The 26,441-nt window shown below is 32.8% G+C and carries 26 protein-coding genes and 2 pseudogenes; 12 read left to right on the top strand and 16 right to left on the bottom strand.

Annotated features, from left to right (window positions below; genetic code table 11):
• Window positions 1-893 (bottom strand): retention module-containing protein (locus CJF42_RS19505; protein ID WP_141235598.1); only part of this gene is annotated, 893 nt, incomplete at its 3' end.
• 1,076 nt (window positions 894-1,969) lie between these two features.
• Here CJF42_RS19505 and hppD point away from each other — a divergent pair.
• The 4 genes from hppD (at window position 1,970) to CJF42_RS19485 (ending at window position 6,125) form a co-directional block, all read left to right on the top strand.
• Window positions 1,970-3,016 carry a 4-hydroxyphenylpyruvate dioxygenase gene (hppD, locus tag CJF42_RS19500; protein ID WP_095368283.1) on the top strand — a complete coding sequence of 349 codons (1,047 nt, stop codon included), beginning with the start codon at window positions 1,970-1,972 and terminating at the stop codon, window positions 3,014-3,016.
• 154 nt (window positions 3,017-3,170) lie between these two features.
• Window positions 3,171-4,484 carry a fumarylacetoacetase gene (gene fahA, locus CJF42_RS19495; RefSeq protein WP_095368282.1) on the top strand — a complete coding sequence of 438 codons (1,314 nt, stop codon included), beginning with the start codon at window positions 3,171-3,173 and terminating at the stop codon, window positions 4,482-4,484.
• Window positions 4,485-4,597: 113 nt separating this feature from the next.
• Complete coding sequence (locus CJF42_RS19490; protein WP_095368281.1) at window positions 4,598-5,719, top strand: M23 family metallopeptidase; 1,122 nt, start codon at window positions 4,598-4,600, stop codon at window positions 5,717-5,719.
• Window positions 5,709-6,125 (top strand): bactofilin family protein, encoded by a 417-nt coding sequence (locus tag CJF42_RS19485; protein ID WP_095368280.1) that lies wholly within the window; start codon window positions 5,709-5,711, stop codon window positions 6,123-6,125. The genes CJF42_RS19490 and CJF42_RS19485 overlap by 11 nt, the downstream gene beginning before the upstream one ends.
• 58 nt (window positions 6,126-6,183) lie before the next feature.
• Here the strand turns inward: CJF42_RS19485 and CJF42_RS19480 are convergent, their stop codons facing one another.
• The gene (locus CJF42_RS19480) at window positions 6,184-6,723 is read right to left on the bottom strand and encodes a VOC family protein (RefSeq protein ID WP_095368279.1); all 540 of its coding nucleotides are present in this window, start codon (window positions 6,721-6,723) and stop codon (window positions 6,184-6,186) included.
• A gap of 132 nt (window positions 6,724-6,855) precedes the next feature.
• Between CJF42_RS19480 and CJF42_RS19475 the strand changes: the two genes are divergently transcribed.
• From CJF42_RS19475 to CJF42_RS19460, 4 genes are all read left to right on the top strand, one after another.
• On the top strand, window positions 6,856-7,317 hold the full coding sequence (locus CJF42_RS19475) for a MarR family winged helix-turn-helix transcriptional regulator (RefSeq protein ID WP_170940673.1): 462 nt from the start codon (window positions 6,856-6,858) through the stop codon (window positions 7,315-7,317).
• A gap of 42 nt (window positions 7,318-7,359) precedes the next feature.
• On the top strand, window positions 7,360-8,025 hold the full coding sequence (locus CJF42_RS19470) for a peptidylprolyl isomerase (protein WP_095368284.1): 666 nt from the start codon (window positions 7,360-7,362) through the stop codon (window positions 8,023-8,025).
• Window positions 8,026-8,159: 134 nt separating this feature from the next.
• Window positions 8,160-9,350, top strand: a complete 1,191-nt coding sequence (locus tag CJF42_RS19465; RefSeq protein ID WP_095368277.1) for a multidrug effflux MFS transporter — start codon at window positions 8,160-8,162, stop codon at window positions 9,348-9,350.
• 40 nt (window positions 9,351-9,390) lie between these two features.
• Window positions 9,391-9,849: a methylglyoxal synthase gene (locus CJF42_RS19460; RefSeq protein WP_095368276.1), complete on the top strand. Its 459-nt coding sequence runs from the start codon at window positions 9,391-9,393 to the stop codon at window positions 9,847-9,849.
• A gap of 5 nt (window positions 9,850-9,854) precedes the next feature.
• On the opposite strand, the gene yegD is transcribed toward CJF42_RS19460, so the two are convergent.
• The 6 genes from yegD to CJF42_RS19430 all read right to left on the bottom strand — a co-directional run bounded on the left by yegD (window position 9,855) and on the right by CJF42_RS19430 (window position 16,612).
• Window positions 9,855-11,219 (bottom strand): molecular chaperone, encoded by a 1,365-nt coding sequence (gene yegD, locus CJF42_RS19455; RefSeq protein WP_095368275.1) that lies wholly within the window; start codon window positions 11,217-11,219, stop codon window positions 9,855-9,857.
• A 99-nt stretch (window positions 11,220-11,318) separates the two neighbouring features.
• On the bottom strand, window positions 11,319-12,173 hold the full coding sequence (locus tag CJF42_RS19450; RefSeq protein WP_095368274.1) for a DNA ligase: 855 nt from the start codon (window positions 12,171-12,173) through the stop codon (window positions 11,319-11,321).
• A gap of 323 nt (window positions 12,174-12,496) precedes the next feature.
• On the bottom strand, window positions 12,497-13,687 hold the full coding sequence (locus CJF42_RS19445; RefSeq protein WP_095368273.1) for an amino acid aminotransferase: 1,191 nt from the start codon (window positions 13,685-13,687) through the stop codon (window positions 12,497-12,499).
• Window positions 13,688-13,830: 143 nt separating this feature from the next.
• On the bottom strand, window positions 13,831-14,505 hold the full coding sequence (locus tag CJF42_RS19440) for a GAF domain-containing protein (RefSeq protein ID WP_095368272.1): 675 nt from the start codon (window positions 14,503-14,505) through the stop codon (window positions 13,831-13,833).
• Window positions 14,506-14,565: 60 nt separating this feature from the next.
• Window positions 14,566-16,233: a fused response regulator/phosphatase gene (locus CJF42_RS19435; protein WP_095368271.1), complete on the bottom strand. Its 1,668-nt coding sequence runs from the start codon at window positions 16,231-16,233 to the stop codon at window positions 14,566-14,568.
• A gap of 73 nt (window positions 16,234-16,306) precedes the next feature.
• Window positions 16,307-16,612 (bottom strand): STAS domain-containing protein, encoded by a 306-nt coding sequence (locus tag CJF42_RS19430; protein WP_095368270.1) that lies wholly within the window; start codon window positions 16,610-16,612, stop codon window positions 16,307-16,309.
• 282 nt (window positions 16,613-16,894) lie between these two features.
• On the opposite strand from CJF42_RS19430, the gene CJF42_RS19425 reads away from it, so the two are divergent.
• The 3 genes from CJF42_RS19425 to CJF42_RS29130 all read left to right on the top strand — a co-directional run bounded on the left by CJF42_RS19425 (window position 16,895) and on the right by CJF42_RS29130 (window position 18,871).
• Window positions 16,895-17,224 (top strand): SUI1 family translation initiation factor, encoded by a 330-nt coding sequence (locus tag CJF42_RS19425; protein WP_095368269.1) that lies wholly within the window; start codon window positions 16,895-16,897, stop codon window positions 17,222-17,224.
• A gap of 1 nt (window position 17,225) precedes the next feature.
• Window positions 17,226-18,026 (top strand): response regulator, encoded by an 801-nt coding sequence (locus tag CJF42_RS19420; RefSeq protein ID WP_095368268.1) that lies wholly within the window; start codon window positions 17,226-17,228, stop codon window positions 18,024-18,026.
• Between the two features lie 710 nt (window positions 18,027-18,736).
• Window positions 18,737-18,871, top strand: a complete 135-nt coding sequence (locus CJF42_RS29130; RefSeq protein WP_286203512.1) for a hypothetical protein — start codon at window positions 18,737-18,739, stop codon at window positions 18,869-18,871.
• Here CJF42_RS29130 and CJF42_RS19415 read toward each other — a convergent pair.
• The 4 genes from CJF42_RS19415 to CJF42_RS19400 form a co-directional block, all read right to left on the bottom strand.
• Entirely contained in the window at window positions 18,864-19,178 is a 315-nt protein-coding gene (locus CJF42_RS19415; protein WP_095368267.1) for a hypothetical protein, read from the bottom strand. The genes CJF42_RS29130 and CJF42_RS19415 overlap by 8 nt on opposite strands.
• 546 nt (window positions 19,179-19,724) lie before the next feature.
• Window positions 19,725-20,135 (bottom strand): hypothetical protein, encoded by a 411-nt coding sequence (locus CJF42_RS19410; protein ID WP_141235597.1) that lies wholly within the window; start codon window positions 20,133-20,135, stop codon window positions 19,725-19,727.
• A 99-nt stretch (window positions 20,136-20,234) separates the two neighbouring features.
• On the bottom strand, window positions 20,235-20,843 hold the full coding sequence (locus CJF42_RS19405) for a hypothetical protein (protein WP_095368265.1): 609 nt from the start codon (window positions 20,841-20,843) through the stop codon (window positions 20,235-20,237).
• Window positions 20,844-20,857: 14 nt separating this feature from the next.
• A complete protein-coding gene (locus tag CJF42_RS19400) occupies window positions 20,858-21,202 on the bottom strand; it encodes a hypothetical protein (protein ID WP_095368264.1) in 345 nt (114 codons plus the stop codon).
• A 1,142-nt stretch (window positions 21,203-22,344) separates the two neighbouring features.
• Between CJF42_RS19400 and CJF42_RS28745 the strand changes: the two are divergent.
• Window positions 22,345-22,882 (top strand): annotated as a pseudogene (locus CJF42_RS28745) (transposase); the annotation flags it as partial.
• Window positions 22,883-22,920: 38 nt separating this feature from the next.
• On the opposite strand, the gene CJF42_RS19390 reads toward CJF42_RS28745, so the two are convergent.
• The 4 genes and pseudogenes from CJF42_RS19390 to CJF42_RS27670 form a co-directional block, all read right to left on the bottom strand.
• Window positions 22,921-23,487, bottom strand: coding sequence for a hypothetical protein (locus CJF42_RS19390; RefSeq protein WP_095368262.1), 567 nt, complete (start codon window positions 23,485-23,487; stop codon window positions 22,921-22,923).
• A 61-nt stretch (window positions 23,488-23,548) separates the two neighbouring features.
• Window positions 23,549-24,802, bottom strand: a pseudogene (locus CJF42_RS28740) (IS1634 family transposase); the annotation flags it as partial.
• A 184-nt stretch (window positions 24,803-24,986) separates the two neighbouring features.
• Entirely contained in the window at window positions 24,987-25,817 is an 831-nt protein-coding gene (locus tag CJF42_RS19375) for a DUF3108 domain-containing protein (protein WP_141235596.1), read from the bottom strand.
• An 80-nt stretch (window positions 25,818-25,897) separates the two neighbouring features.
• Window positions 25,898-26,041, bottom strand: coding sequence for a hypothetical protein (locus CJF42_RS27670; RefSeq protein ID WP_170940671.1), 144 nt, complete (start codon window positions 26,039-26,041; stop codon window positions 25,898-25,900).
• Window positions 26,042-26,441 lie beyond the last annotated feature (400 nt).

Raw genomic sequence — 26,441 nt, 5'->3', positions numbered from 1 at the left:
AGGCTAATTTGTGATAAATCTTCATTACCTTCAATTACAATTGAGATAACATGTTCTGTGCCATCAATGGATATTACTGTAATAGACTCAGATAAAGTCTCACCCTCGTCTAATGTTTGTATTAAATCTAAATCATTATTAAGTACATAAACCCAGTTACCAGACTCATCAATTGTCAAAACACCATATTGTGTTTGAGTCTCCGATATATTAAATCGAGATTCATCTATGTTAGTGTCTGATATTTCAAGTTTACCGCTTATACGAGTTGTAATATCCTCTATTGTTGTACCTTCATCTTCACCTGATATGATTGCTTTTCTAACTTGTGTTTCTTCAGTGTTTTCAGTGGAGTCTATACTGGATGATGCATAATCCGTATCATAACCCGATGTCACATCTATTTGTTCAATTGTGGCATCAATTCTAGGAGAGACTGTAGAACCCTGATTCCCGCTTATACCGGCAGCGGCAGCCTCAAATTCAGGTGTGGATGTTGGGTCAATTCCTTCTGCTATCAGCTTCTGTAAATCGGCTATTTCATCATTTGATGATGTATCTGTTGGATCTACACCGTCTAAAATAAGTTGCTGCAATGCTTGAACATCTGTTTCATCAAATATGTCAGCATCTACATTTTGTATGTTTGCGCTAATCTGTTCATCATTGTTTATTAAAATACATGCTGCGCAGGATTCATTCACTGTGATTGGACTATTATGCTCTTCAAACTGAATAATCGCTTTAGAATTAGTTGAAGTTAAAACAATATCGCCAACCTGCAGCTGATCTCCAGGTTTCAAAACACGAACCTGACCATCAGAAGAAATGACTGATACTTTACCTTGAATTGATATTACAATTCCTGCTTCGGTTAGTTTTATTTCTTGCATATCTAAAATCCTAAATAATATCTAGCAACTCTGAAATCTATTCTTGTATAAGAATTGAAAACCCATACGTACAAAAAATTACAGAAGATTACAATATAAGAACAGCTATATTAACATACCGTACCTTATTACAAAATAAATTAATACTAAATTACTACTTTTATAAATCAATTAATTTTATTAATGATTGCATTTTGTACATTAAGCCACAGAAAAAATTAAGTTCTTTATTTAATTGGGTTAATAAATAATTTTCATCATAAATTAGATCTTAAGAAATATAACAATTGAAAACATGCTCTGAGTTTGATCTTATAGTAACCTCAAAACCACTAACAATATTAAAAACAGAGTATGGGTAAACATAATTCAGGGTTAGACCAAATAACTAAAACTCTTAATTAATTTAATATTAACTAGATAGAAAAACGAGTCATTTTTACACTCTAAAACAACTTATTAAGCCTTTTGACAACCAACTGTTAAAGCCTTATTTTATATTACAATCAAACTATTAAATAAATTTCTATACATGATAGTTTGAAGTGAACTTTTAAAGGTCCTTTAACTAAAATAAGCCCCTCTGCAATAGAAGTTCATATAAGCAAGGAAGTTTTACAAGCTCACCCGAACAGGTGGCTGTTAGCGAAGATAGTCAGGTTTAGTATAGACAAGTTTATTAACGTCACTGTTAAATACAGGACAGTTTTTAGTTGCTTATACGTAACAATACATTTCGTATCGTTTTATTTACAATAATCAATTATTAATCAATGGTTAATAATTGATTATTTTACTATCTGTTATTTTACTATAATAACAACAAGATAAATCAATACAAAGCTCCTGTAAATTTCTTTGAAATTATTTATTTTTAAATAATTAGTTTAAAATTTACTTTTATTACTCCGTTATTTTAATAAATCAACATTTGTCCATTTTAATTTACAACTAGCCTCCTTTACTAAATGAGGCTTAGGTCTTTTACTTATAATAATAATAGTTAATCATTCGTAACAAATGATATTAACTATATTAAATACGAATTTTTAGATAGATTTGTAGGAGCATTTAAAATGAGCGAATCAACTAATCCATTAGGTTTAATGGGTATCGAATTTACAGAATATGCAACACCTGATGCTGATTATATGGAACAAGTATTTACTGACTTTGGTTTTTCAAAATTAAAGACATTTAAAGGTAAAGACATTGTTTACTTCAACCAAAATGATATCCACTTTTTACTCAATAATAGCCGTGAAGGTTTTTCTGCAGAATTTGCTAAAAGTCACGGTCCTGCTATTTGTTCTATGGGTTGGCGTGTAGCCGATGCTAATACTGCTTTTGAAGAAGCTGTAAAACGTGGCGCAAAACCAGCGACTGATTCAACTCATAAAGATCTACCTTACCCTGCAATTTTTGGTATTGGTGATAGCTTAATTTACTTCATCGATATTTTTGGTGATAAAGGATCTATCTACACGAATGATTTTGAAGATTTGGCTGAACAAAATGTTGTTGAAGATAAAGGTTTCTTAAGAATTGACCATTTAACAAATAATGTGTACCAAGGTACGATGGAAAAATGGGCAAACTTCTATAAAGACATATTTGGTTTTACTGAAGTACGCTACTTCGATATTAAAGGTGTTGAGACTGCTCTTATTTCTTACGCACTTAAGTCTCCTTGTGAAACTTTTTGTATTCCAATCAATGAAGGTAAAGGTAAGAAAAATAACCAAATTGATGAATATTTAGATATGTATGATGGTCCTGGTGTACAACATATTGCTTTCTTAACAAATGATTTAGTTAGCTCTTTAGATAAACTTGATCAATCAACGATTGCTACCTTAGATATTATTCCTGAATATTATGATACTATTTTTGAACGTGTTCCTTGGGTTAAAGAAGATAAAGAAAAAATCAGAAAACACCAAATTTTAGTTGATAGCCAAGGTGAAAATTGTTACTTATTGCAAATATTCTCTAAAAATTTATTTGGTCCTATCTTCATTGAAATGATCCAACGTGTTGATGATGGTGGATTTGGTGAAGGTAACTTTAAAGCATTATTTGAATCTATTGAAAGAGATCAACAAAAACGTGGCGTGTTGTAATTTATTTACTAAATTAACACTTCCAAATTGCTAAGAACTAAAGCAGATTTTTAATCTGCTTTTTTCTATTTTTACACTTTAAATAATTACAATCGGCTATATCTATATACAATAGATTTTTATTACAAACAACATAGTCGGAATAGGAAATTTTATGAGCCTTATTAACGAAACACATGATATTAATTTAACTTCTTGGGTCGCTTGTGCAAATAATACGAGTACAGACTTCCCTGTTCAAAACTTACCTTTTGCTGTATTTCGTCGTAAAGATACAAATGAAGAGTTTCGTGGTGGTGTTGCCATAGGTTCACAAGTACTTGACTTAAATGTTGTTGCTAATGCAAATATCTTTTCTGGTCTTGCACAAGAAGCTGTTGTAGCTGCAAATGCTACTGCACTTAATGAATTTATGGGTATGGGCATTGAATATTGGTCAGCATTACGTTTAGCACTATCAAAAGCTTTACGCGTAGGTTCAGAGCATCAAACAACTTTAGAAAGTAGTTTAATAGCACAAGCTGATATTGAATTTTCTATGCCTTGCCATATTGGTGATTACACTGATTTTTATACTTCAATTTATCATGCTACTGCAGTAGGAAGTTTATTCCGCCCAGATAACCCATTATTACCTAACTATAAATGGGTTCCAATTGGATATCATGGCCGCGCTTCTTCAATCGATGTATCAGGTCAAGAGTTCCATCGTCCAAAGGGTCAAACTAAAACTCCTGATGCTGAAGTACCATCATTTGGCCCAGCTAAACGATTAGATTACGAACTTGAAATGGGTATCTATTTAGGTAAAGGCAACGATCTAGGCGATGCTATTTCAATTAAAAATGCAGAAGATCATGTGTTTGGTTTTTGTGTATTCAATGACTGGTCAGCACGTGATTTACAAGCATGGGAATATCAACCATTAGGTCCTTTCCTAGCTAAGAACTTTGCATCTACGGTTTCACCTTGGATAGTAACAACAGAAGCACTTGCTCCATACCGTACAGCTTGGACTCGTGATGAAAGCGATCCACAACCTCTAGAATACTTAGACTCTAAAGAAAACCGTCAACAAGGTTCTTTTGATGTAACTATGGATGTATTAATAGAAACAGCAGAAATGCGTAATTCTGGTACTAAAGCCTCTAAAGTATCAGAATCTAGCTTTAAACATTCATACTGGACTGTTGCTCAAATGGTAACTCACCATACAGTAAATGGCTGTAACTTTATTCCTGGTGATATGTTGGGTTCGGGCACACAATCAGGTCCTGAGCACGAAGAGGCTGGTTCAATGCTTGAACTGTCTCGAGGCGGAAAAGAAGCGATCACTTTAAGTAACGGCGAACAACGTAAATTTTTAGAAGATGGCGATAAAGTAATTATGCGTGGCTGGTGCGAAGCAGATGGTTTTGCTCGCATCGGTTTCGGTTCAGTTGAAGGTACTATATTACCAACTAAATAATATTTTCGGTTTAATAAACTAGGGCGCATTCTGTTAATAGAAACGTGCCCTTTTTTATTCTATAAAAATTTGGTATCGTAGAAAGATTATGCGTTGATAAAATTAAAATTAAAATGTTGGATTGGTTAAAAAACACACAAAAAAAACACTTGCCTGAACGTCAATTACTGATACGTCAAAATGGCGAAGTAAAATACGTAAATATAACAGGTTTAGTGCAGCTTTCATTATTAGGTTTAACCACTTTAGTTCTCATATGGATCATATTTTCAAGCACTAAATACTTTACCTTAACGAAGAAAATATCTACTACACACTATAACTTGCAACAATCACAACAACATTTAGATCATTTAAAAAATGAATATAAGCAAAAGCATCACGCATTAAATGAAGAGCTAAGCCAATTACAACAACAACAGCTTTTTCTGCAAAACATTTTGGATTCATTACCTCAAGCTATCAATACAGACAATGATAAAAGTAAAATTTCATCAAAATCACAAAATCAAACCTCAGAACCATCAAATACAAATACTTATTTACTTAATGAAATGGATATAAGCAAAAACACGTTAGCGGCAATTAAATTAAAGCAAGATAGCATCTTCATTCAATTAGCTAATCAAATGCAAAAACGTAAAAGTATTTTAGATAATGCACTTAATAGCACAGGTATTACTAATAAGATGATTAATGAAAACTTTGCAATCAATACATACGCTCAAGGTGGTCCTCTGTATGATTTATCAACACGCGCAACGGATAAACAAAAAGATATTATTGACCAATTAATTGAATTAAAAGAACTAGAAACGGCTTTGAAAAACATACCAGTCAAACTTCCAGCTAAAAATTATTACATTTCAAGCTTATATGGTTACCGAAAAGACCCCATATCAAAGCGCCGATCAATGCATAAAGGTATTGATATGGCAGGATGGATAAAAACGCAAATATTTGCGCCTGCTAGCGGCAAAGTCAAACGTGCAGGTAAAAATGGCAGTTATGGAAATTTTATTGAGATTGACCATTTAAATGGATTTACTACTCGCTATGGTCACCTTCATAAAATAAAAGTTAAAAAAGGACAAGCAATTACTAAAAATGATGTTATTGGGTTAATGGGTAGTACAGGCCGTAGTACAAGTACACATTTGCACTATGAAGTAATGTTTAATAAAAAATCAATAAACCCTTTAAGAATAAAAAAGGCATTAGAAAATGTTCTCTAAAAATAAAGACCAAACTCAACCGGTTCCACTTAATAAAAATGCGACCCCTTCAATTATCGGTACAGATGTAGTGATACAGGGAAATGTCATAAGCCAAGGCCTTATTCAACTTGATGGGAAAATTGAAGGAGAAATCAATGTAAATAGTCTCACTATTGGAGAGCAAGGCTGCATAGATGGCTCTATAGAAGCTCAAGAGGTGATAGTTAAAGGCAAGGTAATCGGTTCTATTAATGCAATAAAAGTTATATTAGAAAAAACAGCACAAGTAACCGGTGATATAAATCACAAAACAATAAGTATTGAGGCTGGTGCTCTTATAGATGCAACCATCAAACAAATTGTCGAGGATGAAAATATTACAGACATAAAAGGTAAAAAATCTAATAAGAAAAAAACTGGGTAAATAACCCCGCTTGAATTTATTCAAAATACAATAATAGTAATCTAAATAAGATAATAGTTTATTTTGAGAATTCTTTTTCATGTAACCAAGCCGTGTGTTTAGGTGCTTTTTTCGTCACACTCCACTCTTCTACCATTTCGGGTGCCACACGTTTTAGTTTAGCCATTTGCTCATTTGTACCCGTTACACAGGTTAACTCTAGTCTATGCCCATTTGGATCAAAAAAATAGATCGATTTAATAATACCGTGACATGTGGGTCCTAATACATCAACACCTTTTGTAATAAGTTCATCTTTTGCACTTAATAAAGCAGCTTCATCTTCTAGTCTAAAAGCAATATGCTGAACCCACTCAGGGGTATTGCGATCTCTATCCATTTTTGGTGAGTTTGCTAATTCAAAAAAAGCTAAAATATTACCCGACCCAGCATCTAAAAATAAGTGCATATAAGGATCCGGTTCTTTTGTTGATGGTACTTTATCCTCAGCAATCGCAACTAAAAAATCCATATTTAATTTATCTTTATAAAAAGCTACGGTTTCTTTTGCATCATTACAACGATATGCAACATGATGAATTTGTTTTATGTCGATCATTATTTTCTCCCAGAAATGAAAGCACCTAATTTAGTAACAAATGTTACCGACGTCAACAGTAACCTTTGTTACTATTGATTTATATTTCATTTTAAGGCATTTTATGCATATCAATTTTTTGGAGTATTAAAAGTGCAAAAAACAGTTAAGCATAAACCTCTGATCCTCAATAAATTTTTTCCCTACCGATTTTCCATCTTACAGCAAGCCATCAGTGAAAATATTGCAAGTGTTTATACCGGTGAATTTGATTTATCTCGCCATGAATGGCGTATTTTAGCAATCTTAGGTGAACAATCAGGCTTATCTGCAAAACAAATTACTTTATTGACAAGTCTTGAAAAAATGCAAATCAGCCGTGCTATAAACTCTATGCGCTCAAATGAATTAATTAAAGAAACCGTAAATATTAAAGATAAGCGGTTTACACAATTATATTTAACAGATAAAGGTCAAAAAATTTATCAAATATTAGTACCTAGAGTACTTAATAAAGAAAAAGAATTACTCACTGCTTTATCAAAAGATGAACAAAAAAAATTAAATCAACTTCTTGATAAATTACATCAAAAAGCAACTTTACTGTTGGAATAAATTGGGCATAATATTGCTACTAAACAAAGAATGGGTAAGTTTATGAATAATCTCTATAAGTTAATTGGTGTTAGTTTTATATCCCTTTCATTAAGTGGGTGTTTCCAAGCTGATCCTGCAATTAAACAAACGGATGAATTTATCTCTAAACAAAAGATAAATACACAAGACAGTAAATGGAAAACACAATTAACAAAACCAGGACTCATTAGATTTTCACAAGGTAAAGACTATTTTTGGGATTTACAAACTAATCAAGGCGCAATAAGTATTAAGTTATTACCTGATACTGCACCTATGCATGTTTCTAGTACAATTTATCTTACTAAACTAGGTTTCTATGATGATTTAATTTTTCATCGTGTTATACCTGGATTTATGGCTCAAGGCGGGGATCCTTTAGGCACAGGTAGAGGTAATCCGGGTTATAAATACCAAGGAGAGTTCAGTAAAGAATCAGCCGTACACGATAAAGCTGGTATTTTAAGTATGGCAAATGCTGGTCCCGGCACTGACGGTAGTCAATTTTTTATAACATTTAAAGCAACTCCTTTTTTAAATGGTCGCCATACTGTATTTGGTGAAGTGGTAAAAGGCTTAGATGACTCTTTAGCTAAAATTGAAGCCCTTGGTAGTCGAAGTGGTAAAACCGAATCTGAAGTTAAAATCATTAAAGCTGCAATTCGAGTTGAAGATAGCACATCATAATAAAATAATAACGACTATTGCATAATTATCAATATGATAAAGAATGGCCAAATTTGTTGGCCTTTTTTTATATATCTTTCATGAAATTCGAATATAATCCCTGCCTTTAGTTATCCAACTACATTATTCTATTTATGACAATTCAATCATTTAGTCCATTTAGAAGTATACTTGTTTTAGTATTACTTGTTATTTTCTGTCCTCTAGCAATTGATATATATTTACCTGCATTTGTAAACATAGCCACTAGCCTAAATGTATCCAATAACGATGTTCAGCTAACGATTAGCTTATTTATGGTCAGTGTCGGTATAGGTCAACTAATATTAGGGCCATTATCTGATAAATACGGCAGAAAACCTATAGCCTTGTTTGGTATAGTTACCTACATAATAACTTCTTTATTTGTATATTTAGCAACGAATTTTGATATGTTATTACTTGCTCGAATACTTCAAGGCATTGGGGCTAGTGCTACTTTTGTATCTTGCTTTGCGATAGTAAGAGATAGTTTTAATGCGAATAAAAGTGCACAAATGATCACTTATTTAAATGGTATTGTATGCTTTATTCCTGCCCTAGCGCCCATTCTTGGTAGTTGGTTAACGACACACTTTGGTTGGCGAATGAATTTCTTGTTTTTAACTGGGTTTTCTCTGATCAGTTTAATCATTTTTCTCACTACTTATAAAGAAACAAAACCAAAAAATAGTCACTATCAAGGTAATATTTTAGATTTTAGGCGTTTTACACCTATGCTTCTAAATCCAAATTTCATGTTCAATTCAACCGTTTGTCTGTTAGCTATGGCTGGAATTTTAGCTTTCGTTACTTCAGCTCCCGCTTGGTTGATGAAAGAGCAAGGTTTAACGATGGAAAACTTCACGCTGTGGTTTTCTGTTAATGCATCAATTAGTATTCTTGCCTGTTTTATTGCACCAATATTAATTAAACGCAGCACTAAAAAAGCACTCATTCTTGGTATCATGCTATTAGTGCTAGGCGGATTACTATTAATTTCACTATCAAGTATTAAACAAGCATGGGCATTTATGCTCCCGATTTTTATAACATCTATCGGTTTTGCTTTCACTTTAGGCTCAGCTGCTGGTAAAGCATTAGAACCTTTCTCTAAGCAAGCAGGTACAGCTTCTGCCTTAATAGGCTTGATGCAAATGAGTGGTGCTGGATTATTAGTGACAATCACACAAATGCTCAACTTAAGTGCCTCTCTATATGTTGCTTTTCATATGATGTTATTATTACCTATGCTGATATTATTAATCACTGATCGTAAACAAATATTACATTATGAAATAAATTAATTTTATGTAATTATTTATAAAAATATAAATAGAGAAGTGTATGAAAACAATAACAAAAGAATTGCCTGAAACAAAACATATTGCGCTTGTTGCACACGATGGTAAAAAACAAACACTCGAAAATTGGTGTGTAAAACATAAATATTTATTAGCTGATCATAAACTCTATGGTACTGGTACCACTGGGAATTTAATAGAAAAAGCAACTGATTTACCTGTAGAGAAGTTATTGAGTGGTCCTATGGGTGGCGATCAACAGCTGGGAGCTAAAATAGCTGAGCACGAAATACATATTTTGATATTTTTTTGGGATCCTCTCGCATCACAACCACATGATCCCGATATTAAAGCACTTTTAAGATTAGCAGCAGTTTGGAACATTCCGGTTGCTTGTACTGAATCAAGTGCTGATATGCTGTTAACATCCTCTCTTATGACATCAAAAATCTCCCGTGAGATCCCTGATTATCACAGTTATTTAGCAACTAGATTAAATTAATGATCCTAACTGAATATTTTCTTTGCCCATTTAGTTAAGCCTGCGGTCACACTACCAAAATGATCACCATTTAACATAGGAATATCGCCTAAAGCATGAGTTAGTGCAGCTTTAATCAATGGTGATTGCGCACTGCCACCCGTTAAATACATAACATCAGGTTTACAACCACCTTGTTTGATCGCATCAAGTGCTAAACTTACTACTTGAGTAATACTTGAATCAATGGCACTAGCCAACTCTTGTTGCACTATGTTTTTACTTAATTGTGATTCAATAAAACCCAAATCAGCAAGATGTTCATTTTTTCCCGATAGAGCAATTTTAGCAAGTTCAGCAGTTCTCACTAGTTGATGCCCTTGCTTATTTTCCTGTAAAGATAATAACCTTTTAAATTTATTTGGCTCATCAACTTCTAATATAAAGTCACTTAATGCTCTTTGATTTTTAGCGCTATAAAATTCACTTTGTAAAATAACATCATTTATTTTACAAGCATGCCAAAAAGGTTGATTAGGCATAGGAATACCCGATTTCAATTTACTATTAGAACCAAATAATGGCATTAAACCATGATAAGCAAGATTTATATCTAAATCATTTCCGCCAACTCGCTTACCTGTGTGTGCTAAAAAATCACTTTGCCTATCATTTTTATCGCGATATGACGGTCCCATTTTTACCAATGAGCAATCAGTTGTACCACCGCCTATATCAACTACTAGTACAATTTTGTCTTCATCTAATTTTGATTCAAAATCTATTCCTGCTGCTAAAGGTTCAAAAAGGAATTCAACACCGCTAAACCCTGCCCTCATTGCGGCATTATGTAATATGGTCAAAGCTTGTTGGTTACTCTTTTCACCCCCTATAGCTTGAAAGTTTACAGGGCGTCCAATAACAGTATGTTTAAGCTCAGCTCCCAAATGAGACTCAGCCCTTTGCTTTAGTGTCATTATCATGGCACAGGCAATATCTTCAAAAAAATCGAGTTGTTGTTTCTTTAAGCCTATTGCACCAAAAAATGATTTTGGAGATTTAACAAAATGACCTTCTTCAGGACATTCGATATATTCTGTAATAGCATCTCGCCCTAAATGAATTTTGCATTCATCATCGGTTAAATCTAAGTTTGATTTAACCATGGTTAATGAATTTAATAATGGTTGGCGCGTTTTTTGATAATCGTGCTTCAGCTCAGTTGATTTAATCCCTTTATATACTTCAGAAACAATTAAACTTGGATGTAAAGCATATAAAGTTGAAGGTATGTAATAATTATCACCTTCTAAGGGTACAAGGTTAATCTGATTTTGTTGCCATACACCTATGGCACAATTTGAACTACCGTAATCAAAACCTGCAAACATGAAATCAAACCTAAAACTAAAAAGGTTGCGCAAAATAACATAGCAAAGTTTTGGTAGCAATACTTAGCCTAGTTTTGTAATAATCTGGGTAATCAAAAGTTAAAAGCTCTTCCCTTTAGGTTTTCTAATTCTCATATAACTGGCGAATTTTGGTACTTTATTTTTAGTCAATCCATGGTAGCTGAAAGTAATAATATCGCCGACATTGGGTGGATACCTTCGTTCAATCTCACTAAATCCACTGCCTATTTTAAACTCGACTCCTAACTTAGTTTTTACAAGTAAAGCTCCTAACATGTCTTTAAATTTTCCTTTACCAGGTAAGTGAGCTACAACAATCGCTTCAGCATCCATAAAAGGTTTTAATTTAATTAAATTATGACTTCTTCCCGAATGAAAAATTGCAGTTTTATGATGTAGTATTAAGCCCTCTGCGCCATTTTTTACATAATTATCTAACAATTGAGTCAAAGCATCATTAGTGTCGATTTCAAATTGTTTTACAGCAAGGATGTGTTTTAAATCTAAATTTTGGAGCAATTGGCTATAATTTTTATATCTTAAATAAAAAGGTAAGTTTTTAACTGGGGCATCAAATACCATATATTTAATTTTATGCCAATTAATATCCGGATTTTGTTTTCGTACTGTGGAAGAAATAAATTCAAACTCTCCTCTTGCAGACCATAGTTCACCATCTAACCACGTATTAGGTAACTTTTCAGTAAACCAGCTAGGGGTTGATATTTGATTACCTGAACGTGTTTTCAGTATTTTACCATTCCAAATAGCGCGTATACCATCATACTTTTCACTAATAAAATAATCTTTTACATTGATATCTTGATGATATTTCATAGCGAGTTGAATTGAAGGTTTGATTTTTTCTGATGAATAACTAGTCGAAATAAAAAAAGTAATAAATAGAATAAATAAGATAAAAGCTCGGAACATACAAAAATCCTTTTAGTAATAAACTTTAATATATAATGAGTTTAGTCACTAAAATAAAAAAAGTGAGCTAAGTCACTTTTTATATAAATATTGTTCCGGATACTTATACCCAAGCCATTTCAAGTTACGAGTTTCAGAACTGCTGGATTAGTTTATAAACGCTTTATGCTGCGTTATTGATCTTGAAAAGGAATAGCCATTCTCTACAATCAATGTTTTTCCTAAAGCGTTTCAAACTCCAACTGAATCATGCTGCTTGAAAGGGTTTGGGTATATCTTTAACTTACCAATAAGTGGTTTTAATAAAGATGAAAGTAGATTTTTTACTTAATTACATCTGCAACTGCTTTTGAAAAATATGTAATATTTTCTTTGCTCACACCCGCTACATTTACACGACTAGAACCCACAATATAAATAGCATATTCTTTTTGTAATCTTTCAATTTGTTCTTTTGTAATGCTTAAGAAAGAGAACATACCATGCTGATGCTTAATAAATGAGAAATCTTGCTCAACATTTTGCGCATGTAAGTTATCAACAAGTAATGAACGCAAACCATTAATACGATCGCGCATTTCTGCCAGCTCTTGATGCCATAAACTGGTTAATTCTTCACTACCTAAAATAGTGTCAACAATTGTTGCACCATGTGCTGGCGGCATCGAATAAATACTACGAACAACACTTAATAATACTGAATTAGATATATTCGCTACAGCAGAATTTTTTGCAATAATAGAACATGCACCAATACGTTCACGGTATAAACCAAAGTTTTTAGAACAAGAAGAACAAATAATCATTTCTTCAACTGTATCTGCAAGTACACGAAGACCCGCGGCATCTTCATTTAAGCTTGAACCAAAACCTTGGTATGCAATATCAACTAATGGTGTAAAGCCGACTTCTTTAGCAAGTTCAGCTACAATCTTCCACTGCTCTTGATTTAAATCCATACCACTTGGATTATGACAACATGCATGTAATAGCACAATATCACCTTTAGGTACTTGCTTAAGTGTTGCAATCATTTCATCAAATAATAACCCTTTATTTTCGTAATCATAATAAGGGTATTCTTTAACCGTTAAGCCTGCAGCTTCAAATAAGCTAATGTGATTTGCCCATGTTGGCGTTGTTACCCATACAGTCGCTTTAGGGTTGCAACGAACAATAAACTCAGCAGCAACGCGCAATGCGCCTGTACCACCTGGAGTTTGCGCTGTGCGTACACGGTTTGCTAATAATGCACTGTGTTCACCCAATAATAAAGATTCCATTTTGTTACAAAAACCTAAATCACCGGCTAAACCAATATATGACTTAGAGGTTTCATTTTCTAAACGAAATGCTTCAGCTTTTTTTACTGATTTTAAAATAGGTGTATCGCCTTGCTCATTTTTATATACACCAACACCTAAGTCGATTTTATTTGGATTGGTATCATTTTGATACGCAGCCATCAAGCCTAAAATTGGATCTGTTGGTAATGGTTTTAAGTTTGAGAACATTTGGTCATCTCTTTTCATTTTATGGGGTTAAAAACATTGTAAAAGCAAAAAATCATGAACTCACTTTACTATCAAAAGTTAAAATAAATGAGTACAAATATAGCTTAACACAAACTATGCCGATTGGCCGCTAAACAGAATAATTATGCAGGCAAATAACTTGGGATCACTAAACAGCCTGCGATTAATAATGCCAAAGTATTTTCATCAAAAAAATCTATTTTAAAGGCTTCTGCGTCAATAATTCCTAACATGTCACCTGATGCTGTCAAGATAGGTAAACACACCTCAGCTTTTACTTTTGGATCACAAATATAATACTCACCACCTTCAGATTGATACGTTTTAATATCATTAATAACCCGACCTTTTTTTGATAGTGCTACTTGAACATTATTACTTATATTGGAAAAATCAGAAGTGAGTGGAAATATAGGTCGACTCGGTGCACCTTGATAAACGAGTTTAACTAGTTCACTTTCAGTTGACGTTTTACGACTTTGATAAATACCAAACCAATCCACACCAGTTTCTTTCACTATATACTTGACTATTTGAGTTAGCTTTTGCATAGATTCAGTTATGTGATAATTTTTTTCTTGATCATGAGTTAATAAAATAGATTTTAAATCAAAAGGTTTGTCTTGTAAGTGACCAAAAATGCTACAACTGCCACCTTGACCTAGCTCAGGTATTTTATATTGCCATTGAATTTCACAGTTTTCATTGTTGTATAAAAATGCTTTAAGTGATGATAAGTGATGATTAATCAGTTCATGATCACACGTTATTTTGGTGGTATTTAAAAACGATAACATTTTGGACGTCCATACATCTAAATATCTATATTGAAATACTAACATGGAAATTAAAAGTTGTTAAGTGTTGGTTGCCCTTTCATTCAAACAATAATTTATATGTATTTTGTTACCAACATCATTATAAGAAATATTGTTCGCTATTTCTTCCATTAGCCCTAAGCCACGACCATGAGTATGTGATTTATTATCTGCATGATGGCAATGTGTCGTGCAAAAACCATCGCCAGAATCTTCAATTGTAAAAAGTACAGTTTGAGTGTCAGGTTGATACAAAGCAGTAAAGTTTAATGTGCCTGAATTTAATTGTAATAAAGCTTCAGCTCTTTGTTCATAATATTGATAAAACCCTTCTTCGGTGTCTTTGCCTTGGGAATCTAGGCCTAAAATACCATGATCAAGCGCATTATTATAAGCTTCAGCTAAGAGTAAGAATATATTAGATCTATGTTCAGAAGCGCCTTCAATGCTGCAAATTAAATCAACAAATTGAACAACGGGATCTGACAATTTTAGTTGCTCATGTTCTAATTTAACGTTGAAAGTCATTGGTATTTTAGAAAAGCTTCTCGGTTCATCATCAGGTAAAGGGGTCGCTTTACAATATATTAGCGCTAAACTTAAGTCATCTTGTTGCTCTATGTCACCGTGAAACTCCTTTACAGCATCAACTACATCACTAATTTTAGCTTGTTTAGAATAAGACATGATGTCTAATACTCGATCTTCACCAAAAAATTCATTGTGTTTATCTGAAGTCTCTATTATACCGTCAGTAAGAACGAGTATACGATCAGTATTATCCACTTCGAAGTGAACTATGGAGTCTTCAAATTCGTAGCTCTCTAATATACCTAACGCCATATGTTGAGATGCCAATACTCTTTTAACTTGGCCTATTTCATCTAAAATATATCCATCTGGTAGACCTCCTAACCAAGCATTGACACTTCGCCCCGTTTTATTAATTTCAAGAATAGATGCAGCGCAAAACATGTGACTAGGTAACAAATCAGATAACATATTATTAAGTTCGCTTGCTATCTCACCTACAGAAAGCCCTTTATGCGCCATACTATAGAAAGTTTTTGATGTTGGCAGTGCACCAATGGCCGCAGATAAACCATGTCCAGTAAAGTCACCTAACATGATATATAAACCACCTATTGGACTTGGTGATGCTAAAAACAAATCTCCATTAAACATAGAGGCTGGGGATAAATGATAATCAAATATATCTGGTACATTAAGATGCTCAATTAAAGCATTTTTAAAAATATGTTCAACAATTTCATGCTCTCTTTGAACTTCATTTTGATGAAACTCTAATAATTTTTTTTGTTGAAAACTTTTTAAACTCAGTTCTCTAGTGCGAGTGTGTGCTTTAATTTTTGCTGATAGTATAATTTTATCAAATGGTTTACTGATAAAGTCATCACCACCCACCTCTAAACAGCGTGTTAAACTCTTTTGATCATCAAGAGCAGTAATGAATATAATAGGAAGATAGACATCGTTTGCTTGCTTTTTTATAAGTGGGGCAGCCTCAAATCCCCCCATAATAGGCATCATCACATCCAGTAATACAATATCAGGATTAATGCCAGTAAATTGTTCTACCGCTTCTTTACCATTGGAAACACAAAAAACGATATGAGACTCTTGCTCAAGCATATACTTCAATAAGGTACAATTTACAGCTTGATCATCAACAACTAAAATACGCAAAAATTACTCCGGATAATGAATGATAAATAAAATAAACCTCAATAATTTTTCAGGACAACTTAAAATCATCACTTCAATCTATGTCGAATTTTTTATCAAAACGGGAGATTTGTAATATTTTTTTTATTTGGGGTCTACAATTTGCAATTTGTATACTTGAAACGGAATCGCCAAGAGATTTTTTCATATTCAGTAACATACCCAGAGCAGAACTATCCATATAATCTGTTTCACGTAAATCAATAATAACCTTGGGTGTTTTATCGCCAATTTCAGAGTATGCCGAACGAAAATCTTGAACTAAATTAAAATCAAATTTTCCTTTTATTTGTATTGTGAATAATTTACCGTCAGATGAAAAATTTTTATTCAAAGTCATTATATTTTCCTTTATTTAAGAATAATGAATATTTTTTAAAATGGGATATTCTAAATATAAATAAAGCTGTAAAACTGATGTTTTTCAACATAAGTTGTAAATTTATGTCATCTTTTTACTTTTTTAATTACTATAGTAGGAAAATAACGTACTAAACCCTTAAACCTGTAGCTCTAATTCCACTATAATATAAAATCAATTTAGCGAATTTTATAATAAATCATAAAGTTAAAAGACTTTTATATTTAAATTTTATAATTTCACGACCCTTAAGGTAAATTTATGCAAGATTCTAATTTAGTTTATTCAACAGATTTTGGCCGAATAGAACAACAAACAGAGCAAAAACCTGAAGATGTTAAACTATTTAAAGATGGCTTTATTCGAATTGAACGCCAAACAAAAGGCCGAAAAGGAAAAGGCGTAATACTAGTTGTTGGTATAGATCCTAAAGATCATGACATTAAGAAATTAGCAAAAACAATTAAGAGTAAAATGGGCCAAGGTGGTTCAGTTAAGGGTAGTATTATTGAAATTCAAGGAGATGATAGAGCAAAGCTCAAAGCGATTTTAGAAAGTTCAGGTTTTAAAGTAAAAATAGCGGGAGGTTAATATGATAAGTTTATCACCTTCTGATTTACATATTTTGCTTGTAGAGCCCTCTTTAACACAACGTAACTTTATTATTAAAGAGCTGAAACTTGAAGGCATAACACATATTGATCATGCTGGAAATCGAACTGAAGCTTTTGATAAAGTTAAATTAAATACGCCAGATCTTGTGATCAGTAGCCTGCATTTCAATGATGGTAATGCTTTGGAGTTATTAAATTCCATAAAAAAAAATGATCATATAGATGATGTACCTTTTATGCTAATTTCTAGTGAAACTAGAAAACAATCATTAGAAACGTTTAAACAATCAGGCATTATTGCTATCCTACCAAAGCCTTTTACCAGAGAAAATTTAGGTAAAGCGATAAATGCGACTTTAGATATTTTAAGTCCACAAGAATTAGAGCTTAACTTTTACGATGTACATGATATTAGAGTACTAATTGTTGATGACTCAAAGCTCGCTCGAAATCATATTAGACGCGTATTAACTAACTTAGGTATTCAGCATTTTCATGAAGCTGAGGATGGTCTAAAAGCAATTTCAATTTTAAATGAAGTCATGTTTGATTTAATTGTGACTGATTACAATATGCCTGAAGTCAATGGCCAAGAATTAGCTGAATTTATACGTAACGAGTCTCATCAGTCACATGTACCTATCTTAATGGTATCTTCAGAAGCGAATGATACTCATCTGGCTAATATTGCTCAATCAGGTGTAAACGCGATGTGCGATAAACCATTTGAACCTCAAACAGTTAAAAAACTAATTTATCAACTCTTAGATAACCATTAAACTGTAACACATTAAACTGTAGTGGCTCAGACTTGACCTTACATAGTTAAAAATAGAGCTACATCAAAAAGACAACTTGATTAGCATTGCTGCCGTCAATATTTTTATTATTAACGGCAGCTATTCCTATATTATGTACGCCCACATCAATATCTAGGTTATGGCCTCTATGAGCTAAAAGTTTACTTTTCTAAAAGAAGATAATGAAATAAGAAAGTCGTGATTTATGCTTCTTCGATTATAGTGAACGGATTACTTAATCGAAAAAAGCTAAGTAATCTATAACCATGTTTTTATCATAAACTTATATAACGAGATTGAGTGGGGGTTTTAGCTCGTAAGAATGAGTAGTTATTTAATAAGATTGGTATAATTAAAAACTCACGAATGCTAACCCTATATTTTACAACTGTGATAATTTAAGTGAAATATCTCCTTTACCAAAATATAAAGAAATCACTTGTAATCCCACTTTCCCTTGTTCAGTCGTAATCAATTGAAAATAATTAGAATCACACTAAAAAGAAAACAAATTATTTTCTCTTGCAACTAAAGGATATTTTTCTTTGCCTTCTTTTTGAGAGAATAACTTATTTTTTAAAACTAATCGTTCTGACTTCTCCATCACCTAAATCATATTAACCAACAAGTTTATTTATAGCTTAAAAACATCAGGGTTTATCTTATATTTCAATAATAAAGCGGTGTTAATGTCTAGAAAAAATAAAATGACAGGGTTAGACGATGATTATCGCTCAACCCTGTTGGAATCAGAGGTTAAAAGGCAAAAATTTATGTTTTTACCTGTTGTAGTAGCGGCGATTCCAGATAGATCATTTATATAGCCACACTACTTTCAATTGATATCGCTTGCTCAATCATTTTTGCTTGTATTTGTAGCTCTTCAAAATTCAACCTTTGTTCGTCAGTAATTGAACTATTCATATTACCATTTAATACCCTGTATACAGCTAAAACTTGCGACTTTCTAGGAGCAACTTCTATATCTGGATTTATCCAGCTTTTAATATCTTGCTCATTAAGTCTTGCATATCTAGCCAAAGTTTTTATACATATATGTGAGCTTTTTGACTCATCATTTAAGATATCAATCAATATATCGTTAAACATAACTTCAACTTCCGAAAGCATTCTATTTATCCTCTTCTTTAATGACAGAGCAAATGTAAAGGTTTTACAAAAAAAGGGGTAGGTGGAAAAATGCATAATAATAAGGGGAGGCAAATAAAAAATACAAGGGGCAATATATATCAAACAAAAAACAGAAAAGAACAGTTTTAAAGTTTTGTTTTTTAATGTTTTTTTAAAATTTTAAATGTTTCGTGTTTAAAGTGGATTTTACATTAAATGGTATAACAATAAAAAAACAATAAGCGAAAAACACCACTGCTATAATTATAAAATCACAGGTAAGATATTAATAACTAGAAATACCTTAACGATTAAATCTATTAATAAAACGAAATAAAATATGATCAAGCAATGTTACTACGAGTTAACAAATGCCGTTAATGAAGGAATTGAAGGCTAAAAAATAACAGAACGTGAATTTGAATCTGCCGACTTATTTTCACGACGGCATGTTACCTTTTAAAATAGATCGCGCATATAACAAAAGAAACTCAAAAAAGACAAAAATAATAGCAATAACCTTTCGGTCCTTGCTTATTTATAAATTTAACATTGAATAGGTGATAAATTGATTTCGCGTTTAAAATGAGAAGGTGTAATACGATACATTTTTTTGAAAGCTTCACTAAAGTATCTAGGGCCATGCAATCCCTTGTAACCAGCCATTAATGAGACTTGATTAACCTTATATTGCTTTAAAGCCTCTCTTGAATAACAAAAAATAGCTTCTCGACGTAACTGATAAAAACTATTGCAATCCGCCATCACATCTTTGTATGTATTTTTAGAGATATTTAATGTATCTAAAATATCACTCAGTTCAGGTTTTTGTGCTGGCAAGGTAATACTGGAATTTAAGAACATTTTACCAACATGAGCATCAATAGCGTTAAGAATCTCTTTTTTTAGTAATTCTTTTTCTGGTGTTGCTTTAAATTGCACAAAAAATGCATTCATTTTTTTCACTATCGACACAAGCTTGGCAGCTTTAAAAAACTGATAAAAACTCACTAGCACAATAAATAATATATAAACAATTATGACCGATATGAACATCTAAATATTCCACTTTTTATTCGTTAAAATTACAAAAGGAAAAAATGAGAGTCGCCTATCAGCGAACTTGCGTATTTGAAGCTTAAGTTTTTCAGGTGTAACCTGTAATGTAAAAAATATTATTGCAAGGATTAAAGTCGTAAATGTTGAGGTGGCATTAATCGAAGTCATTAATGTTTTATACATCAATTCTAAATAATGAGTATCAAAAGCGAGTCTCTCGATATATCTTACAGAATGAGCGCATATTCTTGAAATAAACATCAGAAGTATCAGCTTGCATATATCACCTGGTAAGACTTTTAAAATTCCATTTATTTTTCTAATCACATAAATTGCTGCCAAATCTACATGGAGAAAGCCCATATACCAAAAGAAACGAATTGCGTGTTTTAAGTCAGGGGATTGCTTAGCCCAATCTAAAAGTTTTGGTGCAACAGTTAATGAGTAAAAACCGACAATTAAAGATACAGTAAGAGCCACTGCAGATGAATTCACTTCATTTTTTTTTATGACAACAATAACGATTAACGCCAAAGCTATTAACTCAAACAAGTAAAGATTAGAGTTAATAACTAGGCTTAATTCTTCAGTAAAAAAAATTTTCATCTATAATTAACTGCCTACATAGGAGGTTCGAGTGCTGCGCCACTTCCCGTACCATTGGTACCAACTTCAATTACCAATTTACGCTGTAAATCTTCATCAGATATTTCATATGTCGATACGGCATTTAAAATTTTTGTTTCTGTCGATTCAGAAGCTGTATTATTTGAAACTTTATCTGCAACCAAGCTAATTTTCATTGCCTGCTGCTCTGAATATGATACTGAAATCCCATATCTAGACTCTATTAACTCAACTGCTTCATTTAATTGTTTATTAAGCGCATTCAACTCTGTATTAGCAGAGCTTTCTAGCGGTAAAAAAAGCAAATAACATAAAAGTAACGGTGTAAATTTAATCATATTAAATCCATATAAATTAGTTTAAAACATATTTGTACCTCATTTAAACTTACAATACAATATTTCACATGAACATTTTGTTAAAAAAATAATACAGAATATTGGTTTAAGGTAAACTCTAGATATTCAAATATCAGGTGTGCTTGGGTAATAAATTGTCATACTCAAAATTAGCTTAAATAGTTCCAATTTTACCTACAATCAAAATTAAATAATTAAGTTCTTACGACAACTTTGTTTAGGTTTTAGATATCAGCCAATGCAACTAATCTAGCTGCAATTCATAACTTGAGGGCTGGTGTCGAAAAAGCCTACATTGAAGAAACCGCGGGGAGTTGGCTCTGAACTATGGGGATTGTATGCTCATTTTATTCGACTGTTGTGCGATTGCCTCGCGGTGCATTAATATTGCTTGCTGCAATGTACTTTTTAATAAGGCTTTCCGTATTAAACCTCTTATTTCATTGCCGTTCATCGCTCATTTCTGGTGTTTTGAACAGCATTAATCCTTACCAATATTTGTTGATAATCTCATCATTATGTTTACCGTATCAGATATTGCCAATTTAATAATGGCGATGCCCTGGGTAAATATTGATGCACTAATATTTCTATCACCATCATAGGTGAGCCACAACTGGGGCAAACAAAGCTTGATGATGGCTCTGATTAAACAATTTGAGTTTTAGTAGCAAGCTTACGCATGATCATATCTTGATTAATACGTGACGAAGTGGTTCTGAAAAATATTGACTGATGTTCATGCAAGTTTCTCCATTCTAAGTGAGGCAAGATGCCTCAAGTATTAGAGTGGAAAAAAGATAATATGTTACGAATACTGAAGCTGGAGATTAGCACTATTAACGCAGAGCGGTTTAGTTCTATGTACACATTGCAGACAAAATAACTTTATGAAACCACCTTACCTGATAAAAATTTGCTATAGTTTCTGCTAATTTTTGAGGCAAGTTTAAGTTCATAGCTGCTGTTGACTTTAAAATATTTATTTTGAAAAATATGAACGCTGAAGCTACTAGCCTTGATATTAAAAAATAATGGGCTAAACACTACTAAAAACTACCTATAATCTGTTTTATACCGTTAGAGCCATAACGAATTCACAGCCTACCCGTTGTTGTTAAGCCATTGGCCGCTTAGCTAAAACAGATAAATTAGATGCGCAACTTATTGCACATTTTAGTGAGGCAATTAAACCACCACTGTCAAAGTTAAAACCTGAAAAAATTAGAATTATTATTGACTTGGTGTCGCACAGGGGGTCACTTCTTACCATACAAACGATGGCGAAAAATCGATTTCAAATAATCCCAAGAGAAATAGCTTCCTTTATTAAACCAATTTTAACCGTATTGAAAAAGTAATTAGATAAAATAGAAGAAAAAATGATGAAAATCATTGATAACTACGATGAGTACAAAACTAAAAGCGATATAATTCAAAGTATGCCTGGTAGAGGTAGATCCCAGATACGTACAGTAATGTATATGGGAATGATGTCAGGGATACGTTTAAATCCAATTTTTAAAGGGTTCTATCAAAAATTATTAGCGCAAGGAAAAGCTAAAAAAAACAGCAATAATAGCCTGTATAATAAAGATGATTGTGATCCTAAATTCTATTGTTAGAGATGGTGTCATGTGGGATCCTAAAATGAGTTAAATTAGAAATTGACACCATAGTCACTTATTAGTTCTTTTTTATAGTTCACCAGAGAACCCAGGAATAATGTTTATATTTTTGTTACTTTGTAGCTTTTTCAGCATGATTGCCATCATCGCTTTTTGGTTTTCATCCTTACTTTTGTTTATCGCCTCTTTGATATACTTAGCAGCGAGGACAAAGTCGCCTATTTCACTATATAGTCTTGAAAAAATTAAATTGAGCTGAATATTTCCGGGTCGTTTTTCCAGATCGTAATTTAGAATTGCTTTTGCAGTATCTATGCTTTTTGGCTCAGGTGTACCAATTATAAAATTTCTGGCTGCGCGTATTTGTCCCCAAATAGAAAAGCGATCAGTTTGAATTACACTTTTTACAAAACTATCTATGTCTTTGGTAGAACTTTGTGCTGACACCATTAATCTTAATTTATTTTGAATTGTTTTATGATTTGCATCAAGAGTGAAAGCCTTATCAATTAATTCAAGTGCCTTTTCAGCATTATTATCTTTGTTCAAAACTGTGTATACTGCTTCAATATAGTCATTAAAATCAAAGCTTTCTTGTTTAATCTTATCTATTGCGTAATCGCTAGTGACAAGCATCTCGTACTCAGAATTTTTAGGAAATGTGTTATCAACTGATTTACTTTCATGAACAATATAATTTGTAAAGGCTAAACATTTTTTCCATCGTTAACGAGTCATTCAAGTCGTTTGTCGCTAACATGAACATATCTTTTTCCTGCAATCTCTGCTCCCTATTTTTTAACGACCAATATAACAGCCCTGTTAGTTGGTATTCATAACTGTCTGGTTGCTGATTTAGCTGGGGCGACCACTTTGTTTGAATACGTTATGCTTGACTATTTCACTGTCAGTTATCGCAACCTCATGATGGGATTTTAACCCTATTTTTAATGAATTTTTAGCATTTACTGCACAAGCGAACAGTTGTCGACTCAGTTTTTTAAATGATTTGATGGCTGAGTTTGATTCTTTTTCTATATATTTATCTAGCGTATGTCGTTCCCGTTTTTTCGCTTGATCACTGCACACTAATAACCAACGTTGCTTTAATTCACCATAATTAGACTCAAGCCATGCACCGCTGTAGCCATTATCAAGCGTTTTAAAATCTAAGGTGTGCTTTTGGGCTATTGCTTCTTTTACTTGCTTTAACTTCTGCGGAGCACGAGAAATAAAAAACTGTTTCTGTTCATCAAGATATTGAATTTTTTCTACGGTATAAAGAGCCGCATCGGCAATAAAGCATTGGTACTGTTGAGTCGCTTTAAGCTGCTAATATGGTGTTTAATAATATTTTTAAAACCATCATTGTCATTAATATTACCACTGACTCCTTGCATGTACACCGCAATATCTGCTTTTTTTCTGTGATCAAATTTAGTACAGCTTGATTTAACTCTGGGCGATGATCACGGCTATAACCTCTAACAAGTTTGATCGCTTTACTGTCGTCGTCATGGCCATAATTGCCATCAACATGAATACTTGTTGAGTCTAAATTAATTCCCTGGCAAGAAAGGTCTAGATATTTAACAACACTCCTCGATAAAGTTTGGTAAATACCTGACGCACCTGTTTCATACAATTGCTCTAGACAACAACCTAATGCATCACCATTGATATACTCAGCTTTATTACCTTTCCTTAAAAGGCGTTCAACGGGGCGCTCTTTGAAGTATTGCGGATATATATTCAAAGTACGTCCAACAAAGCCAAGTCCTTTTAAAATCATGGCTTCAACAAGTTTTCCGAAAGAAATAAATTTGTCATTAGCCTGATCGGGGAGTGCCTTATCTATTTATTTGGCAACACCAAGCTCTTTGTTCATGCCAGAAATCAAACCTAAATGATCAAGACTTTTTGTTGAATACGACGCCATCATTTTTTCCATCACTCAAAGTCAAAAAATAGATCAAATATGGCAATCTACGTCAAGCTTTTTTAATTAAATTTTTAGGTGCGGAAAGACAGCTATTAAGCCAGTCGGGAATTCCAACTGGCTTAATAAAAACCGTCAACCTATTTTAGGACTAAACATAACGAGCAGTAACGTATAAGGAAGTAAAGGTAGATAGTTATGTTTTCTTAGGTGCTTTAAAGATGCTCTGAATCTTAACTGCATTTTTTACTTTCATCAGGCGATCTGCATAGTTCTTTTCAACGACTTTTCTCTGTGCGCTGGAAGCATATACGGACTGAAGTAAAGCATTTGGAGCGTCTTTCGATATCCAAGCCTTCATATAAATTCCACGTTTTTCAGTTTCATCTAGCGGAGCCAATTCAACTATGTATGAATCTTTAATAGTATTACGTACATTAATTGATTCCTCTCCAACAACTTTGACGATGTATTCAATTACATCAACGTCATAACTAGGCCCATAGGGAAATTGTGTGCTTAAGGTACTGAATAAGGCCTCAAACCCAAGCTTTAGCGGTAAGTGACCTACTAGCGCCATTAATCCAGGGCCACTGGTTACATAGTTATGACTATCTGTTTTTATTTTCTTTTTAACTTTACCACTGTCATTGATAAAAGTAAGGCTTACCTCTCCCGGCACACTATAATCGTAATTAATCTCGCCACCTGGGTGTTTTTTATAAAGTGGCCTCAAAGTGTTTAACTCTAGAATATCATTGTCAAACCAATCCATAACGTCTTTATTGGGGTTAACTGGGTAATGAAAAGCTCGGTATACTTGGTCACCATTCTCTTCACCAAGCATAAAGTGATATGCTGCAATACCGTCATATGGTACAGGCCCGCCTCCAATATATAGAATATATTCATTATGAAAATCTCTTCCTAAAACATCTTCTACGCGAGGCGTAGCGAAAGAGAAAAAAGATACTAACACAGATAAAGAAATTAGATATTTAATTGTTTTTTCAAAGTTGACCTCCAAAAGGTACAGAAAATAACTTAACAAAATTACAATACACTAACCATCGTTATACATATAATAGTGTAATGTTTTGTAAATATTTATTTTTTTGTGAACAAATAAACTGTGGTAATAATTCCTCCGGTTACAACAGCTGCTGTCATGCCATTTATTGCTAAGAAAACAACACTTGCCAAAATTAAAGCTGATGTAGAAATAAATTCAATTGAATTTGAAGGGATCATAGTATTTGCCTTAATGCTTGAGTAATTTTAAAGTTTTATCTTGTTGGATAATATAATAAGGCTATTTTTAAAATACATATTGACTAAATGACTAACGGTTAATTTAAGTGATATTAGGTAAATCATGGGGATAAGTTCGTTGCCTCCTATATCACAGTTTCTATTAGCTTTAATCATTATTAATGTTAATCAAGTTTTTTAGCCTGGGAAGTGATCTGATAGTAGTAGTCAATTTAAGCTATTTTAAACGGATCACTTTCGCCACTCCGCTTATCACCTTTATGGCTACGCAGTTTACAGGCGTTGAGGCTGTAAAATTTATATCGAGTAGGGTGAGGCTTTTGCCTCATCCCTCTCACAGAACCGTACGTACGGACCTCGTATGCGGCTCATACAATTT

Origin of the sequence: Pseudoalteromonas sp. NBT06-2, from assembly GCF_002276045.1 — a bacterium.
In the GTDB taxonomy this organism is placed as follows: domain Bacteria; phylum Pseudomonadota; class Gammaproteobacteria; order Enterobacterales; family Alteromonadaceae; genus Pseudoalteromonas.
Note: the sequence above shows the minus strand (reverse complement) of the source record. Positions and strands in the feature narration are given on the sequence as shown.

Bases quoted from the DNA above. Each gene is read 5' to 3' on its own strand.
- hppD (WP_095368283.1), top strand. From the start codon at position 1,970: ATGAGCGAATCAACTAATCCATTAGGTTTAATGGGTATCGAATTTACA.
- fahA (WP_095368282.1), top strand. From the start codon at position 3,171: ATGAGCCTTATTAACGAAACACATGATATTAATTTAACTTCTTGGGTC.
- CJF42_RS19490 (WP_095368281.1), top strand. From the start codon at position 4,598: ATGTTGGATTGGTTAAAAAACACACAAAAAAAACACTTGCCTGAACGT.
- CJF42_RS19485 (WP_095368280.1), top strand. From the start codon at position 5,709: ATGTTCTCTAAAAATAAAGACCAAACTCAACCGGTTCCACTTAATAAA.
- CJF42_RS19480 (WP_095368279.1), bottom strand. From the start codon at position 6,723: ATGATCGACATAAAACAAATTCATCATGTTGCATATCGTTGTAATGAT.
- CJF42_RS19470 (WP_095368284.1), top strand. From the start codon at position 7,360: ATGAATAATCTCTATAAGTTAATTGGTGTTAGTTTTATATCCCTTTCA.
- CJF42_RS19465 (WP_095368277.1), top strand. From the start codon at position 8,160: ATGACAATTCAATCATTTAGTCCATTTAGAAGTATACTTGTTTTAGTA.
- CJF42_RS19460 (WP_095368276.1), top strand. From the start codon at position 9,391: ATGAAAACAATAACAAAAGAATTGCCTGAAACAAAACATATTGCGCTT.
- yegD (WP_095368275.1), bottom strand. From the start codon at position 11,219: ATGTTTGCAGGTTTTGATTACGGTAGTTCAAATTGTGCCATAGGTGTA.
- CJF42_RS19450 (WP_095368274.1), bottom strand. From the start codon at position 12,173: ATGTTCCGAGCTTTTATCTTATTTATTCTATTTATTACTTTTTTTATT.
- CJF42_RS19445 (WP_095368273.1), bottom strand. From the start codon at position 13,687: ATGTTCTCAAACTTAAAACCATTACCAACAGATCCAATTTTAGGCTTG.
- CJF42_RS19440 (WP_095368272.1), bottom strand. From the start codon at position 14,505: ATGTTATCGTTTTTAAATACCACCAAAATAACGTGTGATCATGAACTG.
- CJF42_RS19430 (WP_095368270.1), bottom strand. From the start codon at position 16,612: ATGACTTTGAATAAAAATTTTTCATCTGACGGTAAATTATTCACAATA.
- CJF42_RS19425 (WP_095368269.1), top strand. From the start codon at position 16,895: ATGCAAGATTCTAATTTAGTTTATTCAACAGATTTTGGCCGAATAGAA.
- CJF42_RS19420 (WP_095368268.1), top strand. From the start codon at position 17,226: ATGATAAGTTTATCACCTTCTGATTTACATATTTTGCTTGTAGAGCCC.
- CJF42_RS29130 (WP_286203512.1), top strand. From the start codon at position 18,737: ATGTCTAGAAAAAATAAAATGACAGGGTTAGACGATGATTATCGCTCA.
- CJF42_RS19415 (WP_095368267.1), bottom strand. From the start codon at position 19,178: ATGCTTTCGGAAGTTGAAGTTATGTTTAACGATATATTGATTGATATC.
- CJF42_RS19410 (WP_141235597.1), bottom strand. From the start codon at position 20,135: ATGAATGCATTTTTTGTGCAATTTAAAGCAACACCAGAAAAAGAATTA.
- CJF42_RS19405 (WP_095368265.1), bottom strand. From the start codon at position 20,843: ATGAAAATTTTTTTTACTGAAGAATTAAGCCTAGTTATTAACTCTAAT.
- CJF42_RS19400 (WP_095368264.1), bottom strand. From the start codon at position 21,202: ATGATTAAATTTACACCGTTACTTTTATGTTATTTGCTTTTTTTACCG.
- CJF42_RS19390 (WP_095368262.1), bottom strand. From the start codon at position 23,487: ATGCTTGTCACTAGCGATTACGCAATAGATAAGATTAAACAAGAAAGC.
- CJF42_RS27670 (WP_170940671.1), bottom strand. From the start codon at position 26,041: ATGATCCCTTCAAATTCAATTGAATTTATTTCTACATCAGCTTTAATT.